The organism is Geothermobacter ehrlichii, from assembly GCF_008124615.1.
GTDB classification, from domain to species: domain Bacteria; phylum Desulfobacterota; class Desulfuromonadia; order Desulfuromonadales; family Geothermobacteraceae; genus Geothermobacter; species Geothermobacter ehrlichii.
The window spans coordinates 1-17,244 of the sequence record NZ_VNIB01000001.1; the positions used below are offsets into that span (position 1 = coordinate 1).

Here is a 17,244-nt window from a genome sequence, read left to right on the forward strand (position 1 = left end):
CTGAACAACAGGCCGAGAAAGTGCCTCGGCTACCGGACGCCCCAGGAAGTGTTCGATGAAGCCAGGGGTGGTGCACTTGCAAATTGAATCCACCCATCGCAATTTGGTTTTGCTTTTCGGAAAGCACACAGTCATTTTCCGTCCGCTTGATTTGGTGGTTATGCGTTTGTCAGGTCGCCAAAGGTAATATCTAAAGCTAGTTTGTACCGTGCTAAAGAAATGCCATATATTGAATTTTTTTCTACTTCACCATGGCAAACCAAGGCTACGACATTTCCTTTTGTGTCAAGTATGGGGGCTCCACTACAGCCTCTAAAGTGTTCATGCCCAGGATGAGAAAAAGGCAACTTAAACTGATGATACCCATTTTCAGTTCTCTCATACTTCAAGTCTGGGTAAACCCTGTGTTCTGTTGCAAGAGTATGGTTGCCATGCATTTCTGCCATTACTTGGCCTGAAAATCCGTAGGTTTCTTCTTTTGATGGTAATATGTCGAATTTTGGGGAGAAAATTTCCCTTGTGGTCTCCGATAAGATTTTTCCTTTTGGAGTTATTTCCTGAAAAAATGAGCATAAATCCGATGCGACTTCTGTATAGGAAAAATCTATTTCTTTTATTTCGCTACTTCCAAGCTTCATCTCACCAAGGTAATTGAAACCACCTGGTCTATAAATTTGTGTCCCTTTTTGTTCTTCATACTTGATCTCAATGACCCAATTTGCATCCCTTTTTGTTGCGTGAAAAACAGACAAGATGATCCTTTTCCCGAGATAGTCAATGAGACACCCCGATGCTATGCCAATCGGCATCAGTTCCTCGTTGAGCTTGCGGAGGGGTATGCTCGAAAGTTGTAATTTGTGAAGCCATTTATCTTTATCAAATGTCACTGTATGTTTTCCTTTTTGACGCATAACGCTTGGGCTCAGGGGCGCGCAGCGAAGCTGAGCGTCCCTTGGAGCCCATTATTATACCTTTGCGATTGCCTTTATGTCTTTCTGTCCATTGATAAGTACTTTCCATTCGTTTCCTTCAGATTCAAAACGAAAATCGTACAGTCCCGAGATTTCTTCATGACTTCCTGCTGGTAGGATTTCCTCATACTTTAGAAACACTGCATCGTCGTTTTTTACGAGCGAAAGAAGGGCTTCGGAGGCTGCAATGAAAATTAATTCAATTGGCTGCGCTACAATTGACTCCTTACCGCCAATCCAGTCAATTAATTTTTTTATATTCGCGCTGATCAACTGCCACTCCTCAAGTGCTTCGCGTACACGTTTATGTGCTTCAGGGACGGCAAAAAAACCTACACCAGCTATCGTTGCCACATCCAAAGCAATCGTCGGCCAATCAGCGCCCACGCCGAAATTGGTCTCTTGTATGGAATAATCAACCGATTCACTGAATTCCTCCATGATTCCGACTATTCGCCTTTCTATAATCGGAGTCTGTTCATTCCAATCCATCCCCTTATCAGGGTCATGATAGGAGTTGAGGATTATCTTCATATTCCACGCCCTCTAGTTCTTAAAAGGGTATAACGGTCGTGATAAGCGGTGGCGACGCGAACTTGCGGTACCTACCGCAGTTTTAGAATCTGTTTTTCGGGAAGCACCCAGCCATTTTTCATCCGCTTGATTGCATGGTTAGATGCTTTTGTAATTACAGGCACTTATTAAACCAAAAAACTTAAAATGAACGACAGCAGGGCTGGGATTATTATGAAATTGTATTTTGTCTTTTTGAAGTTAATTGTTTCTGCATAGTCCTCAAGGCCAATTTGTGGATTTAAGAAAAGCCACGACATTACTCCACAAGTTCCTAATGCACGAAAACTCATTACATAGTCAGAAAGTATCAACGAAAAAACAAGCAAGGCCGCGCCCACAGAAATAAATAATGCCGTTATTGCTTTTATGAATTTTTCCGATATCATTATTTTCATTCCTGGCATCTAACGGTTTGAGATAAGCGGGCGCGACGGGTAGGTGCAATTTGGTAGCGGCCTATTCGTGAAGCACACATGTATTTTCGCTCCGCTTCATTTTCTTGTTAGATGATTTTTTCAATTCCTTACCAATGTGGAAAGAAGACTGCTTGAGACGATAGTATAACAATGAATGTTGTAGATGTTGCTACACAGTATTGTTTTTTGTTCAGTAATGGTGAAATTTTCCATTGGATTAACCCTGCCAAAATTCCAGTTGTTATTGTGATTGGAAGGCAGAAATACACTGAGTAAACAGTGACGCTAAGCATATTCACTACTGACAAATATTTGTAAATTGGCAGAAGAACCGCAAAGTTTGTCAAGAGAGAGATAGACCCGAAAATAATTGGTATTAAAATTATATATAAGGATCGTGGCATAGTGATTATTTTCAATTTATTCATCTAACAGGTATTAGGCGGAATCCCGCATATCAGATAAAACGGATTCCGCGTTATTCGGATAAAACGGAACAAGCTATAACAACGGCTGCAACTGCTGGAAAATAAAGGAAAGGAGATGCCGGCTGGTGGTTTGGTCTGGATGGCTGTGACTGCGTGGATATCCCCCCCCTGGATTCCCCAGCGTGCTGTGGAACGCTGTTTGACAGCCTAAAAAATTTCTCAGGATCTGTCAATTGCCCATTGGCTTGGTATTACGATGTTTTTAACGTCAAGACTGGCGAAGGGTGGGAAGTAATCTTGTACAGCTGTCTGGACGACCGGTCTGCGGATGGGGCATTATGTTTGCCCATATCAAGGAGGGTTGCCGCAAAGGCGATTTGCCGCCGTCCCTCCTGGAGGTTTCGGACACATTGGCTCAGAGGAGGGGGACCGATGCCTGGACTGATCCCGCAACATGGTGGATACCGCAAACTGAAAAGCTTCCAGGTGGCACAACTGGTCTACGACGTGACAGTCCGGTTTTGCGACAAGTACATCGACCGCTTCAGCCGGACGAAAGATCAGATGGTGCAGGCGGCACGCAGTGGGGTACAGAACATTGCGGAGGGCTCGCAGGTTTCGGCCACGTCGAAGAAGACCGAACTCAAGCTGACGCAGGTGGCGCGGGCGAGCCTGGAAGAGCTGAAGCTCGACTATGAGGATTTTTTGCGGCAGCGGGAATTGCCCATGCTGGAGCCGAATCACCCGGCGCTGATGCGCTTCAAAGCCCTGAAACCGCAAACTCTGCAAGAGGTGCAGGCCTGGGTTGCCGCGGAGCGGAAGAGATCTCTGGACGAACAGGGACTGACACGGAAGAGGAACAGAGACCCACAGACTGTCACGGACCGGTCGGGCGGCTCAGGGGCCGTGGATGTCGGTGCGCGTCCGTGTGTGTCCCTCTCTTCTGCCTGTCTGGCCGCGAACGCCGCTCTTTCGTTGCTGAATCTGGCCTGTTACTTTCTCGATCGCCAGGTGAAACGCCTGGCCCTGGACTTTGAGAACGAAGGTGGCTTTTCCGAGCGCCTCTATCGTGTGCGCAGCGAAAAACGCAGACAAAAGTCATAACGCCTGTTTTGCCAGCCGTTCGGGCTGGCGTGGCTGAACTCCGCAGACAGAAATATCTTTGTCCCGGCTCCCCCCGCCTGTGCTAAAATCCGCCCCTTCGCAGAAGCATTTCATGGAGGACACATGGCTATTGAACTGACGGACGAACAGTACCGGACGCTGCTTTCCTGGCTGGTGGAAGAGACCGGATTGCCGGCGGCCGGCGTGGAACGGACGGTGGCGCTGCTGGAAGAGGGGGCGACCATCCCCTTCATCGCCCGCTACCGCAAGGAAGCGACGGGCGAACTGGACGAGGTGCAGATCCGCGCCATCGACGAGCAGTGGCGCTATCTGCTCGAACTGGAGGACCGGCGGCAGACGGTGCTCGACAGCATCCGCGAGCAGCAGAAGCTGACGCCGGAGCTGGAGGCGAAAATCCTGGCCTGCCGACGCAAGACCGAACTGGAGGATCTCTATCTTCCCTACCGGCCCAAGCGGCGCACCCGGGCGACCATCGCCCGCGAACGGGGACTGGAGCCGCTGGCCGATATCATGCAGGCCGGGCGGCCGAGCGAAGGCGATCCGCTTCAGGTGGCGGCGGATTTCGTCGACCCGGAAAAGGGGGTGGAGGATGCGACGGCCGCCCTGGCCGGCGCCCGGGACATTCTGGCCGAACGTTTCGCCGAGGATGCCGAGGTGCGCGCCGCCGTCCGGCGTCTGGTCTGGGAGCAGGGGGAGATCGTCTCCCGCGTCGCCCGTGACCGGGAAGGGCAGGTGAGCAAGTACGAAATGTACTACGATCACCGCGAGCCTTTGAAGACGGTGCCTTCGCACCGCTTTCTGGCCATGCGGCGCGGCGAAAAGGAAGAATGGCTGCGTCTGGCCATTACGGCGCCGGAAGAGGAGATTCTGGCCCTGATGGAGAAACGCTTTCTGGTCGAGGGGCTCTTCGCCGACGAGCTGCGAAAGGCCATTCGCGACGCCTGGCAGCGGCTGCTGGAGCCGTCGATCGAAGTCGATCTCAGGGTCGAGGCCAAGCAGAGGGCCGATGCCGACGCCATCGCCGTTTTTGCCGCCAATCTGAAGAATCTGCTGCTGGCGCCGCCGGCCGGGCCCCGCCGTACCCTGGGGATCGACCCGGGGCTGCGCACCGGCTCCAAGCTGGCGGTGGTCGACGAAACCGGCCGCTTTCTCGCCCATGCCACCATCTATCCCCATGCTGGCGGCAGGCAGAAGGCGGAGCAGGCGGAAAAAGAGCTGTTGCGGCTGATTACGGAGTACCGGATCGAACTGGTGGCCGTCGGCAACGGCACCGCCGGCCGCGAGATGGAGCGGTTCAGTCGCGATTGCCTGCGGCGAGCCGGGCTGGAGCTGCCGGTGGTGCTGGTCAACGAGGCCGGCGCCAGCGTCTACTCGGCGAGTGACATCGCCCGTGACGAGTTTCCCGATCTCGATCTTACCGTGCGCGGCGCCATCTCCATCGCCCGGCGGCTGCAGGACCCGCTGGCCGAGCTGGTGAAGATCGATCCGAAAAGCATCGGCGTCGGCCAGTACCAGCACGACGTCAACCAGCATGAACTGCAGCGGGCGCTCGATGCCACCGTCGAGTCGGCGGTCAACTGGGTCGGCGTCAACCTCAACACCGCCTCCTGGCGTCTGCTCAGCTACGTGGCCGGCATCGGCGAGAGCCTGGCCCGCAACATCGTCGCCCACCGCGATGCGCACGGGCCCTTCCGCAACCGGCGGGCGTTGCTCGAGGTGCCCCGCTTTGGGCCCAGGGCCTTCGAACAGGCGGCCGGTTTTCTGCGCCTGCCCGAAAGCGATCATCCGCTCGACAACACCGCCGTTCACCCTGAACGCTACGCGCTGGTGGAGCGGATGGCGGCAGATCTCGGCTGTTCGCTGGCCGAACTGTGCGCCGATATGGAGAAGACGGACGGCATCGAGCTGGAGCGCTACGTCGGGGACGGAGTCGGCCTGCCGACGCTGCGGGACATTCTGACCGAGCTGAAAAAGCCGGGCCGCGATCCGCGCGAGGCGTTCGAACCGCCGCGGTTTCGGGAGGATATCCGCGAGATCGGCGATCTCGAAGAAGGGATGGTTCTCGAAGGGACGGTGACCAACGTCGCCGCCTTCGGCGCCTTTGTCGACATCGGCGTGCACCAGGACGGTCTGGTGCATGTTTCGGAGCTGGCGCACCGCTTCGTGCGCGATCCTGCCGACGTGGTGCGGGTCGGCCAGCAGGTGAAGGTGAAGGTGCTCAACGTCGATGCCGAACGGAAGCGCATCGCCCTGTCGATCAAACAGACGCAGCCGGCGCCGGCGGCGAAGCCGGGTCGGAAACGGCAGGGAAGCGGCAAGAGGAGCGGGCCGGAGGATCTGAAGGCCCGGCTGGAAAAGGCCGGTTTCCGGGTACGCTGAGGCGCGGGCCGTGTCGGGGTGATGAAAGGATGAGTAAAATGACCAGGCCGGACAAGACCATCGATCTGCACCTGCACTCTACCTGCTCCGACGGCCTGCTGGCGCCGCGGCAGGTCGTCGAGCTGGCGGCCCGGCGGGGCGTGGCCGCCATCGCCCTGGCCGACCACGACAATGTCGACGGCGTCGATGTCGCCATGGCCGCCGGTGCCGAACTGGGGGTGGAGGTGATTGCCGGCGTCGAGCTGTCGGTGATCTGGGGCGAGGTGCAGGACGTGCATCTGCTCGGTTACGGCTTCGACCATCACCATTCGGAGCTGACCGCCAGCCTGGCCGAATTCCGCGCCTTTCGGGCCGGGCGCAACGAACGGATCGTCGAACGGGTGAACGAGAAGCTGGCCGCGCAGGGCCGGACGCCGATTCGCTTCGAGCGGGTGCGGCAGCTTGCCGGCGGCACCTTCGGCCGGCCGCACATCGCCCGCGCCCTGATCGAGGCGGGGCATGTCGTCGACATGGAGCAGGCCTTCCGGGACTATCTGGTCCCCTGCAACGTGCCGAAGCGTTTCTTCCCCGCCGAGGAGGCGATCGCCCTGATTCATGCCGCCGCCGGTGTCGCCGTGCTCGCCCATCCTCCCTATCTTCCGGGCGGCCGCGATACCTTTTTGCGGCTGCTGGATGATCTGGTGCCGCGGGGACTGGACGGGGTGGAAGTCTACAACGGCGGCGCCGGTGTCGAGGAGACCTTCTGGTATCTGACCGAAACCCGCAGGCGAGGGCTGCTGGTGACCGGCGGCTCGGACGATCACGGCCGGGGCGAGGAAGGGGAGGAGTCACCCGGCTGCAGCCTTGGTTCGCTGAATGTGCCCTACGCCCTGTACGAAGAGTTGCTGCAGGCGCTGGCGCGGCGACGCGGCGGCGCCTGCGGGCAGGGGTGAAGTCCTGTCGATCTCTTTTCGCCCTCCTGTCGGCCGGATCAGGCGGAAATGGTTCTGTCGGCCGTCAGCGCCTGGTCGAGAACCTCGCGTACCGCCATCGCCAGGTCGGTTGTATTGCAGGGTTTGGTCAGGTAGCGGTCGAAACCGAGTAGCAGGGCGTCTTCCGGCGTGCAGCTTTCGCTGTAGCCGGTGCAGATGATAACCGGCAGCCGCGGGATCGACTGCCGCATTTTCATCGCCAATTCCGCTCCGCTCATCCCGGGCATGTTCTGGTCGGTGATCAGCAGATCGAAGTGTTCATCCCCGTCGGCGACCATCGCCATCGCCCGCTCGGGGTCGTTTGCTGTGACCACCTGATAGCCCAGTTCCTCGAACAGTGTCTGCCAGACGGCCAGGATCGCCCTTTCGTCGTCGACCACCAGCAGTCTTTCCGTGCCGTGTGGCAGTTCCCGGTTTCCTCTGACCTCCTTGACCAGACGCAGACTGCAAAGAGGCAGGATGATCTCGAAACAGGCCCCCTCGCCGGGGGTGCTGTCGACGCGGATGCTCCCCTGGTGATGGGTGACGATGCCGTGCACTACCGACAGGCCCATGCCGGTGCCGCGTCCGGTGGCCTTGGTGGTAAAGAAGGGTTCGAAGATGTGTTCCCGCACCTCTTCGCTCATGCCGGGGCCGTCGTCCCTGACCGTCAACCGTGCCTGCTGCTCGCCGATCTTTTCGAGCCTGACCTCCAGCTGGCCCTTTTCGCCCATGGCCTGGACGGCGTTGGTGCAGAGGTTGAGCAGCATCTGCTGCATCTGGGTGCCGTTGGCGTCGACCCAGATGTCGGCGGCGGAGATTTCGAAGCGGATGTCGATGCCGGCGCTGGTCGAGGCGCGGACCAGCTTTATGGTTTCGGTGACCGTTTCCGCCAGGTTGATCGGCTGTTTTTTCTGCTTGTCCGGACGGCTGAAGGAGAGAATCTGGCTGATCAGGTCCCTGGCCCGGTGTGCCGCCTTGAGTACCTCGTCCAGCATCTCCCGCGTCTGGTCCTCTTCCGGCAGCCGTTTGCGCGCCAAGTCGGTCAGGCAGAGAATCGGCATCAGAATGTTGTTGAAGTCGTGGGCGATGCCGCCGGCCAGCGTGCCCAGGGCTTCCATCTTCTGGGTCTGCCGCAGTTGTTCTTCCAGGCGACTCTTCTCCATTTCCGCCTTCTGGCGGGCGAGGATATCCTGGCGCAGGGCCTTGTTGGCCTTTTCCAGTTCGGCGGTGCGCTGGGCGACCTCCTGCTCAAGCCGTTGCGCATAGTTCTGCTGGGTGATCGCCATGCGGGCGAAGGAGCGGTTGAGCAGGCCGAATTCGTCCTCCCTTTCCAGGTCGAGATCCACGGTGTCGAAATTGCCGCTCTCTACTTTTCTGGCCGCCAGGGACAGTTGCCGGATTGGAGCGGCCAGTCCCCGGACCAGCCGGTGGAGGAAGAAGAGGGAGAGACAGTAGATCAGCAGGGCAACGGTAGTGATGCGCTGCGTGGTGTGGGAGAAGGCGACGTGCAGGGAACCGAGCGGCAACAGGGCATGGCCGCAGACCGTCTGTCCATTCTCTTCGTTGCAGCGGGAGGTGTAGCGGTAGGTTTTGCTGCCGAACTGCAGGGTGCCGTTGGTTGTTGGAGCAATGGCGCGAAACAGATTGTTTTGCCGGCTGTCGCCCAGCCGGTTGCTCAGGACTATGCGGCCGTCGATAGTGATGAGGAAAGGGTCGAGAGGCGTGACATTTTCGATGTGGGTTGCCATCTCGATATTCAACGGGCAGCCGCCGGCGATGTAGCCGATCAGTTTGTCGTCACGCCGGATCGGTTTTCGGGCACAGAGCACGGCGCCGGTCGGAGTCCGCTGCAGCCGGGGCCGTTCCGTCTGGTAACAGCCCTCGGGCAGGGGATCGGTGCCGGCCAGCAGGTTGCCGTCGGCCGACAGAACCTGCAGGTAGGGCAGGTCGAGCAGGGTGCTCTTCTGTCGCAGGTAGTTGGTCAGTTGCGGAATGAAGTTGAGCTGGCTGGTTACCTGCAGAGTGTTGTCGTTGGCCAGGCCGGTCAGGTTCTGGTCGAGCTGGCCGCTGAGATGCTCGCGGAACATGCTCAGTGTGTTGAGATTGGCTTCGAGCCGTTGCCGGATGTTCTCTTCCATCTGCCGGGTGTAGAGCCGGCCGAAGAGAAGGCAGGCCGCCAGCAGGGGGACAAGCAGGGCGACCGACACGATGAGGGTTAGTTTCTGGCGGTAATGCAGGCGGGCGAAGAAGTTCATTCCGTCTGGTGTTTCCTCCTTTGCCGGTAGACATGATCGGCAGCGGTCAGAAGGGTCATGGGCAGCTCCAGGTGCAGCTGTTGCGCCCGGGTCAGGTTGAAAACCAGGGCGAAGTCCGGAGCGTCGACGATGCTCAGGTCACCGGCCTTGCGCCCGTCCAGGATCCAGGCGATCTGTCGGCCGGCCATGGCTCCCATCTTGTGAAAATCGACGGCGGCGCCGCCGAACAGTCCCAGCTTCGAGAAGAAATAGTTGACGGCCAGTTCCGGTTTGCCGTTGTGTTCGACAGTCCAGGCGATGATTTCCTGAGCGGTGAGGATGCGGCCGTCGGCGGTGGGCAGGCGTGCCGCCACCGGGTAGATGGCCCCTACCGTCGGGTCGGCGTTGAGCTGCCTGATGAGCTGCCGGTATTCCTCGAAGCTGGAAACCTGCCGGCTCTCCCAGTAGAGGCCGGCGACGCTGTTGTGCCCCGCCATCTCGATCTCGAACTGGCGGTTGATCCCCTTGCCGGTGGGAGAATCGTCGACGATGCCGACGACTCTTTGTCCCCGCCGATCGGGAAAGGCGGTGGCCAGCAGCTCGATTGCCTTTTTCACGTAGAGTTTTTCGTAGACGCCGGTGATGTTGCCGCCCGGGTGCTCGCGGCTGTTCATGAAGTGATGGCGGCGGTTGTAGTCTTCCGGCTGGCCGTTCAGTCCGGAAAAGACGACCGGGATTTTCTGCCCGGCCAGAGCCAGTCCGACCTCGCGGAAGGCGTTGTCATCCAGGGTGAGGACGACATCGGGCGCGAAGGCGCGCAGGCGTTTCAGGGCCTGCTGTCCCCGCTGCCGCATGGCCTCCGGCGAAACGTAGCGGCGCTTGGTGTCCATGTAGAAGCGTTCGACCAGCAGGGTTTTCCCTTCGATCCAGCCCTGGTTGCGCAGTTCTTCGAGGGCGCCTTCTTCCTGCGGCATGCCGCAGACGTTGTCTGGGTCGTAGCTGGCGACCAGAAAGAGCCGTTTTTGCTCGTGGTCGGCCCGGACCGGTGCGGCGAGGACGAGGAGCAGCAGGCAGGAAAGAAGGATCCCGAAACGTCTTTTCATTTTTCTATCTAAATGAAGTACCCTTGCAAAACAGCAGGTTACAATCATTCATATCGAAAAATGTAGCAGAATAGTTAAGGACAAAACAGTCGGAGCAAAATTATTTTTCTCTGATGTTTTTCGGAAGAAGCTCAAAGGTGAGAGACCAGAATCTTCAGGCCGATGACGATCAGGATCAGGCCGCCGAGAACTTCGACCCGGCTGCCCCAGCGGTCGCCGACCCGGCGGCCGAGAAGCATGCCGCCGACGGTCAGAATGCCGGCCACCAGCCCGATGATCAGGGCGGGAAACCAGATGGAGATGCCGAGCATGGCCAGAGTCAGGCCGACGGCCAGGGCATCGATGCTGGTGGCGACGGATAGCATGACCAGGGACCAGCCGCGGGTGGGATCGTCTCGGATCTCCTCCCCGTCGTGGCGCAGGGCCTCGGTGATCATCCGGCCGCCGACGAAGACGAGCAGTCCGAAGGCGATCCAGTGGTCGATGGCGACGATCCAGCGCTGAATGGTCAACCCGGCCAGCCAGCCGACAATCGGCATCAGGGCCTGGAACAGCCCGAAATGCCAGCCCAGGCGAAAGAGATGGCGGCCGGTCAGCGACGGCAGGGCGAGGGCGGTGCCGAGGGCGACGGCGAAGGCGTCCATGGCCAGCGCCAGGGCCAGGCCGAAGATGGTGATCAGATCCATGGCAGACTCCGGTTCGAGGATCCGTATTTAAACATTCTCCCGCGCAAGGATCAATCAAGGCTTCTTGTGGCTGAAACATGCCCCTGATTTCTGGATTCCACCCAGGGGCAGTTGAGCTCGGGTGCTGGAGAGCGACTGTGGGTCTGAATTTTACTGCTGTCTGTTCTCGACAGTTTTCCATGGGGGCAGGCAATCCCTGGAGAGAGTGCTTTTGTCACGGAAACTGTTGAGGTTGTCTCCCGGGAGAAGGAACTGATGTTTGTCGACCTTGGACTTGTCACGGCCGACGGCCCCGGTTTAGAATACCCTTTTCCGATCAGTCATCGATTTGCCTCAAGAGAGGGGTTCGACCATGAGATGGATTTTGCCTGTTCTGATGCTGGTTCTGTACGCCGCGCCTGTCATGGCTTTCATGTCCGAAGGCTGTGGCGCCGGCTCCTGCAAGGATTGCCACAGCCTGAAGGCCGATGAAGCCGCCGGGTTGCTTGGTGCGGGGATCGACAGGGTCGTCAGCGTCCGGTTTTCGGAGATGCCGGGCGTCTGGCGGGTCGAGGTCGAAAAGGACGGCACCCGCTTTCCCCTCTACATCGATTTTTCCAAGAAGTATGTCGTTGCCGGTAACATCATCCGGCTCAAGGACCGGGCCAATATCACCCTTGGGGAGGGACGGCCGCAGCCGGAGAAGCCGCGCAAGGTCGACGTCGCCTCCATTCCCCTCGACGATGCCTTTCTGATCGGCGACCCGATGGCCCAGTACAAGGCCATCGTCTTCACCGACCCACGCTGTCCCTACTGCGCCCAGCTGCATGGCGAAATGCGGCGGGCGGTGAAGATGGACCCCAATGTCGCCTTCTACATCAAGCTCTATCCGCTGAAGATGCACCCGGACGCCTATCCCCTCTCCAGGACCCTCATCTGCCGGAATGATCCGGCACTTCTCGACCGGGTCTACGCCGGCGAAAGTCTCGAGCCGGTCGACTGCAAGGAGGCGGCCGCCATCGACGCCAATCTCGAGCTGGTGAAGAAGCTGGGGATCAACTCGACCCCGACCATGATTCTGCCCGACGGGACGGTCCGTCCCGGCGCCCGCCCGGCGGAGGATCTGCTCGAGATGGTGCGCAAGGCCGGCCAGGCCGAATAGGCGTTTGCTTTTCTGGCGGCAATCTGGTAAAAGGCGATGTTTCACCGGAATCCCTGAGCTCATCACTGGCGGGTGGCACACGTCATTGACCTGCCCGTTCAGGCCAGTCACGTGCGCTCTGCCATCAAGCATGGACTTGCGGATTCAGGTTTCAGCCTGCAAGGAGGAATGAAAGCATGGGTCTGATGCAAGGAAAACGCGGCGTCATCTTCGGTGTGGCCAATGACAAGAGCATCGCCTGGGGGGTGGCCCGCCAGCTGCATGCCGCCGGCGCCGAGATCGCCTTCACCTATCTGAACGAAGCCCTGGAAAAGAGGGTGCGTCCCTTGGCCGAGAGCCTGGGGGCCGACATCATCCTTCCCTGCGACGTTACCTCGGACGAACAGATCGAGGCGGTTTTCCGCGAGCTTGAACAGCGCTGGGGCAGCATCGATTTCGTGGTCCATTCGGTGGCCTTCGCCAACCGCGAGGATCTGAAGCAGCCCTTTTCGATGACCAGCCGCGACGGCTTTCATCTCGCCCTCGACATCAGCGCCTATTCGCTGATTCCCATGGTGCGCTTTGCCGCCCCGCTGATGAAGAACGGCGGCAGTGTCGTCACCATGACCTATCTCGGCGCCGTCCGCGCCGTGCCCGAGTACAACGTGATGGGCGTGGCCAAGGCCGCCCTCGAATCGTCGGTACGCTACCTGGCGGCCGAATTCGGTGAAAAGAACATCCGTATCAACGCCGTCTCCGCCGGGCCGATCAAGACCCTGGCGGCTTCCGGCATCGGCAATTTCAAGAAGAAGCTGCACGTGATGGAGGAGCGTTCTCCCCTCAAGCGCACGGTGACGCAGGACGAGGTCGGCAATGCGGCCCTCTATCTGCTGTCCGACCTCTCCACGGGGGTGACCGGCGAGGTTCACTATGTTGATGGTGGTTTCAGCATTTCGGCGCAGTGATGCGTTTGTTGCCGACAAGCTTGCAAAAGGGCCTCGCAACGGGCCCTTTTTTTGTTTGCGTCCGGAGGTGAGCGCCCCATGGCGGTAATTCACGGTTCAACCGCCGGTCTGAAGGCGAGCCAGGTCCGGGCCCTGGAGCGCATCTACCGCCGCCGGCTGCCGCCCGACAGGGTTATCAGCGGCGAGCTGGCCCGTTACCTGACCGAGCTTTCCCGCGATCTTCGCCGGCAGATCGGCATCATCGCTGACCGCCAGGGGGGGATCGTCCACGTCATTCTCGGCGACGACCGGGAGATCGTCATTCCCGACCTGTCCGATTACGGTCTGGGCCGCAGCGGCCTGCGCGGTCTGCGCTGCCTGCACACCCACCTGCGCCAGGAACCGCTGTCGCAGGACGACATCAACGACCTCTCCCTGCTGCGGCTCGACCTGATGGTCGCCATCGGCGTCGACGACCAGGGGCTTCCCGGCGTCACCGAAATGGCCTATCTGCTGCCACCCAATCCGGAGGGGCGGACGGTTGAGCTGCAGCGTTTCGCCAGCTTCTATCAGCTTGAGGTCGATTTTGCACGCTTCATCCGTTCCCTCGACGACGAGCTCGAGCGGCGGGCCGAGGAGACGGTCGATCTGGACGCCGGCCGCGAGAGGGCGATTCTCATTTCCGTCAGCCGGGAGAGCCGGGCGGTGGTGGAGGACTCTCTCGCCGAACTGGAGGAGCTGGCGCGGACAGCCGAGGTCCAGGTGCTCGACCGGGTGGTGCAGCGGGCGCACAGGATCCATCCCCGCTACCTGATGGGGGAGGGGAAGATCCGTGAGGTGATCGTGCGCGCCCTGCAGCAGCGGGCGACCCTGCTGGTCTTCGACCAGGATCTGGCCCCGGCGCAGGTGGCGGCCATCGCCGCCCTGACCGAGCTGAAGGTCATCGACCGGACCCAGCTCATTCTCGACATCTTCGCCCGACGCGCCCACACCCGGGACGGCAAGGTGCAGGTGGAGCTGGCGCAGCTCAAGTACATCCTGCCGCGCCTGACCGGACGGGGTACCGCCTTCTCCCGGCTGATGGGAGGGATCGGCGGCCGTGGACCGGGGGAGACCAAGCTCGAAATCGACCGCCGGCGGATTCGCGACCGCATCCGCCGGCTGGAGAAGCAGTTGCAGGAGCTGACCCGGGGGCGGGTCCAGCGCCGGCAGCGGCGCATCCGGTCGGGGGTGCCGGTGATCTCCATCGTCGGCTACACCAATGCCGGCAAGTCGACCCTGCTCAATGCCCTGACCCAGAGTGCCACCTTTACCGAAAACCTGCTTTTCGCCACTCTCGATACCGCCAGCCGACGGCTGAGGTTTCCGAGCGAGCGGGAAGTGATCATCACCGACACCGTCGGCTTCATCCGCAAGCTGCCGAAAAGCCTGCTCGGCGCCTTTCGCGCCACCCTGGAAGAGCTGGAAGACGCCGATCTTCTGCTGCACCTGGTCGACCTGTCCGCGCCCGGTTTCGAGCAACGCATCACCGCCGTGGAGACGATTTTGCAGGAGCTGAACCTGCAGCAGACACCGCGGCTGCTGGTCTTCAACAAGGTCGACCTGTTGCCGGCCGAGGAGGTCGGGCACCTCTGCCGCCGCTACCAGGCGCTGCCGATCAGTGCTCTCGACCGGGGCACCTTTGCGCCGCTGCTGCGTGAAATGGAACGCCGCTTCTGGCCCGACGAAAACGGAACTGCTTGACAGATAAGGGTTTTATTGTCTAGGGTTGGACGGCCTTTGACGGGACTGCCATGCGAATTTTTCTGCTCAGCATAGCCCTGCTGCTCGGGGCCTGTTCCCTGCCGCCGGCCGTGACGCCGCCGGCAGGCAGCGCGTCCGCGCCGGCGTCCGCGACCCGTCAGGCGCGGCAGCCTTGCGACATCTCGTCGCTCGAACGGGCCGCCGAAAAGATGACACTTCTGCCGGCGTCCTTCCGCGAAGAGGATGCTCTCGACGCCGGATTCGAAGCCGGCCTTTCCCTCGACAGCGAATCGCTGGCCGACACCCTGCTGCTGACCGGTTTCGACCAGCATCCGCCCGACAACGAGGGCGCCAGCGTTCCCGCCGGGGGGGCGCAGTTCGACATCCCGGTGGTGAACAACGCCAAGGTCCAGTATTTCATCGACTACTATACCGGCCCCGGTCGCCGGGTCTTCACCCGCTGGCTCAGGCGCTCCGGACGCTATCTGCCGATGATGCGCGAGGTCTTCGCCAGTTACGGCCTGCCCCGTGACCTGGCCTATCTGGCGATGGTCGAATCGGGTTTCAACGAACGGGCCTACAGCTGGGCGCACGCCGTCGGCCCCTGGCAGTTCATCGAATCGACCGCCCGCATGTACGGCCTGAAGATGGACTGGTGGCGGGACGAGCGGCGCGATTTCGTCAAGTCGACCCATGCCGCGGCCCGTTTTCTGGCCGATCTGAGCCGGCAGTTCGACGGCAACTGGTACCTTGCCGTCGCCAGCTACAATGCCGGTGCCGGCAAGATTCGCCGGGCGATCCGCAAGTATGGCACGACCGATTTCTGGGCCCTGTCGCGCGGCAGCGTCCTGCAGCCGGAAACCCGCAACTATGTGCCGAAACTGCTGGCGGTGCTGCTGATCGCCAGGCAGCCGGAAAAATACGGCTTCGACAGGATCGACTATCTCGAGCCCCTGGCCTACGACGAGGTGGCGCTGCCTTCGGCGACCGATATCGAGGTGATCGCCCGGCTGGCCGGCTGCGACTACGACGAGATCAAGCGGCTCAATCCCGAGCTGTTGCGCTGGTCGACGCCGCCCGGTGAGAAGGGTTACGTGATCCGCCTGCCACAGGGGCGCTACCAGCGGTTCGTCGAGGGCTACGCCGCGCTCGACCCCGCCGATCGCATCCGCTACCTGCGGCACCGCGTCCGTCCCGGCGACACCCTGCTCAAGCTCGCCAAAAAACACCGTATCCGGGTCGACGACATCATCGCCCTGAACAAGATTCGCAATCCGCGGGCGTTGCGGGTCGGCACCGACCTGGTGCTGCCGCTGAAAAAAGGCTACACCCGCCGGCCGCTGGAGGAGATGCGGGACGATTACATCCGTACCCGGCGCCGGACCTATACCGTGCGGCCGGGCGACAGCCTGTGGAAGATCGCCACCCGCTTCGGGGTCAGCGAAAAGGAGTTGCGCGTCTGGAACCGGCTCGGCTGGAGCAACATCATCCGTCCCGGCCAGAAGCTGATCGTTTCGGCCCGGGGACAGCGGCCGGCGGCGAAACGCAAGGTCAGCCGCGGTCCGGTGCGCAAGATCGTCTACAAGGTGCGTTCGGGCGACACGCTGTGGGACATCGGTCGCCGCTTCAGCGTCGACACCCGGCAGATTATGGCCTGGAACAATCTCAGCGAAGACCATGTCCTGCGACCGGGCGACACCCTGACCCTGATGGTTCCCCTCGATCGCCGGGGGTGACATGGAACAGGCCTGGCTGACACATCTGCTGCCGGAGGAGCTTCCTTCACCCATCGACCGTCTCTATTTCGGCGCCGAATTCTGCTGCTGGCGCATGCCCGGCATCGACAGCATCCGGAGGGCGGCCGACCTGTGCCGCCGGCTCGGTATTGGCCTGACCCTGGTCACGCCCGTCTTCTACGAGTCCTGGCTGCCGCAGGCGGCCGCGCTGCTCGAGGAGCTGCCCGACATCCTGGCCGAAAACGACGAACTGCTCTTTTCCGATCTGGGCATGGCCGAGCTGGCGCGGCAGCGTTGCCCCGGCCTGACCCTGGTCTGCGGGCGGGCCCTTTCCGGCCAGAAGCGGGGCCCGCGGGTTCTCGGCCTCGATCTGACCCCGGTGCAGATCGATTATTTTCGTCGGGGAACCTGGTACAGCGGCCCGTCGCGCGAGCTGCTGCGCGAGCTCGGGGTTGGCCGGGTCGAACTCGACAACCTGCTGCAGGGGATCGCTCCGCTGCCTGCCGGACTGGCCGGAACCCTGCACCTGCCCTACGCCATGGTGACCAGCAGCCGCAACTGCCCCTTCCGCGAACCGCGTCACGGCAAGCCCTGCCGGCCGGTCTGCGGCGAGGTCTTCACCCTGAAAAGCGCAGAGACGCCCGTTCTTCTCTACCAGGGGGGCAATACCCAGTTTCTGCATAACGACCGGCTGCCGCCGGAGGTGGAACGGCTCGGCATCGACCGGATCGTCCGCCACCTGCATCTTCCCGCCTGAGCACCGGAACCGGGGCGACGCCTGCGGCGAATCCGGGGCCGCCCCGGACGGCGCAAAAGCCCATGCCGGGCGG

13 protein-coding genes are annotated in these 17,244 nt (G+C 60.6%); 8 read left to right on the plus strand and 5 right to left on the minus strand.

The annotated features are described in order from the left end of the window. Positions 1-158: 158 nt before the first annotated feature. Entirely contained in the window at positions 159-887 is a 729-nt protein-coding gene (locus EDC39_RS00005; protein ID WP_148894051.1) for a hypothetical protein, read from the minus strand. A 78-nt stretch (positions 888-965) separates the two neighbouring features. After that, the gene (locus EDC39_RS00010) at positions 966-1,505 is read right to left on the minus strand and encodes a hypothetical protein (RefSeq protein ID WP_148894052.1); all 540 of its coding nucleotides are present in this window, start codon (positions 1,503-1,505) and stop codon (positions 966-968) included. Between the two features lie 1,318 nt (positions 1,506-2,823). On the opposite strand from EDC39_RS00010, the gene EDC39_RS00020 reads away from it, so the two are divergent. The 3 genes from EDC39_RS00020 to EDC39_RS00030 all read left to right on the plus strand — a co-directional run bounded on the left by EDC39_RS00020 (position 2,824) and on the right by EDC39_RS00030 (position 6,827). After that, on the plus strand, positions 2,824-3,495 hold the full coding sequence (locus tag EDC39_RS00020; RefSeq protein WP_148894054.1) for a four helix bundle suffix domain-containing protein: 672 nt from the start codon (positions 2,824-2,826) through the stop codon (positions 3,493-3,495). Between the two features lie 123 nt (positions 3,496-3,618). Further along, positions 3,619-5,895 (plus strand): Tex family protein, encoded by a 2,277-nt coding sequence (locus EDC39_RS00025; RefSeq protein ID WP_187426552.1) that lies wholly within the window; start codon positions 3,619-3,621, stop codon positions 5,893-5,895. A 38-nt stretch (positions 5,896-5,933) separates the two neighbouring features. After that, positions 5,934-6,827, plus strand: coding sequence for a PHP domain-containing protein (locus EDC39_RS00030; RefSeq protein ID WP_148894055.1), 894 nt, complete (start codon positions 5,934-5,936; stop codon positions 6,825-6,827). 38 nt (positions 6,828-6,865) lie between these two features. Here EDC39_RS00030 and EDC39_RS00035 read toward each other — a convergent pair whose 3' ends face one another. From EDC39_RS00035 to EDC39_RS00045, 3 genes are all read right to left on the minus strand, one after another. Then, entirely contained in the window at positions 6,866-9,103 is a 2,238-nt protein-coding gene (locus tag EDC39_RS00035) for an ATP-binding protein (RefSeq protein ID WP_148894056.1), read from the minus strand. After that, complete coding sequence (locus EDC39_RS00040) at positions 9,100-10,185, minus strand: ABC transporter substrate-binding protein (protein ID WP_187426553.1); 1,086 nt, start codon at positions 10,183-10,185, stop codon at positions 9,100-9,102. The genes EDC39_RS00035 and EDC39_RS00040 overlap by 4 nt, the downstream gene beginning before the upstream one ends. 131 nt (positions 10,186-10,316) lie before the next feature. Next, positions 10,317-10,871 (minus strand): manganese efflux pump MntP, encoded by a 555-nt coding sequence (locus tag EDC39_RS00045; RefSeq protein WP_148894058.1) that lies wholly within the window; start codon positions 10,869-10,871, stop codon positions 10,317-10,319. 352 nt (positions 10,872-11,223) lie between these two features. On the opposite strand from EDC39_RS00045, the gene EDC39_RS00050 reads away from it, so the two are divergent. The 5 genes from EDC39_RS00050 to EDC39_RS00070 all read left to right on the plus strand — a co-directional run bounded on the left by EDC39_RS00050 (position 11,224) and on the right by EDC39_RS00070 (position 17,171). Next, the gene (locus tag EDC39_RS00050) at positions 11,224-12,012 is read left to right on the plus strand and encodes a DsbC family protein (protein WP_148894059.1); all 789 of its coding nucleotides are present in this window, start codon (positions 11,224-11,226) and stop codon (positions 12,010-12,012) included. A 176-nt stretch (positions 12,013-12,188) separates the two neighbouring features. Beyond that, a complete protein-coding gene (gene fabI, locus EDC39_RS00055) occupies positions 12,189-12,956 on the plus strand; it encodes an enoyl-ACP reductase FabI (protein ID WP_148894060.1) in 768 nt (255 codons plus the stop codon). 78 nt (positions 12,957-13,034) lie between these two features. Next, positions 13,035-14,678, plus strand: a complete 1,644-nt coding sequence (gene hflX / locus EDC39_RS00060; protein WP_148894061.1) for a GTPase HflX — start codon at positions 13,035-13,037, stop codon at positions 14,676-14,678. A gap of 50 nt (positions 14,679-14,728) precedes the next feature. Then, entirely contained in the window at positions 14,729-16,414 is a 1,686-nt protein-coding gene (locus EDC39_RS00065; protein WP_246140139.1) for a LysM peptidoglycan-binding domain-containing protein, read from the plus strand. A 1-nt stretch (position 16,415) separates the two neighbouring features. Next, entirely contained in the window at positions 16,416-17,171 is a 756-nt protein-coding gene (locus EDC39_RS00070; protein WP_148894062.1) for a hypothetical protein, read from the plus strand. Positions 17,172-17,244 lie beyond the last annotated feature (73 nt).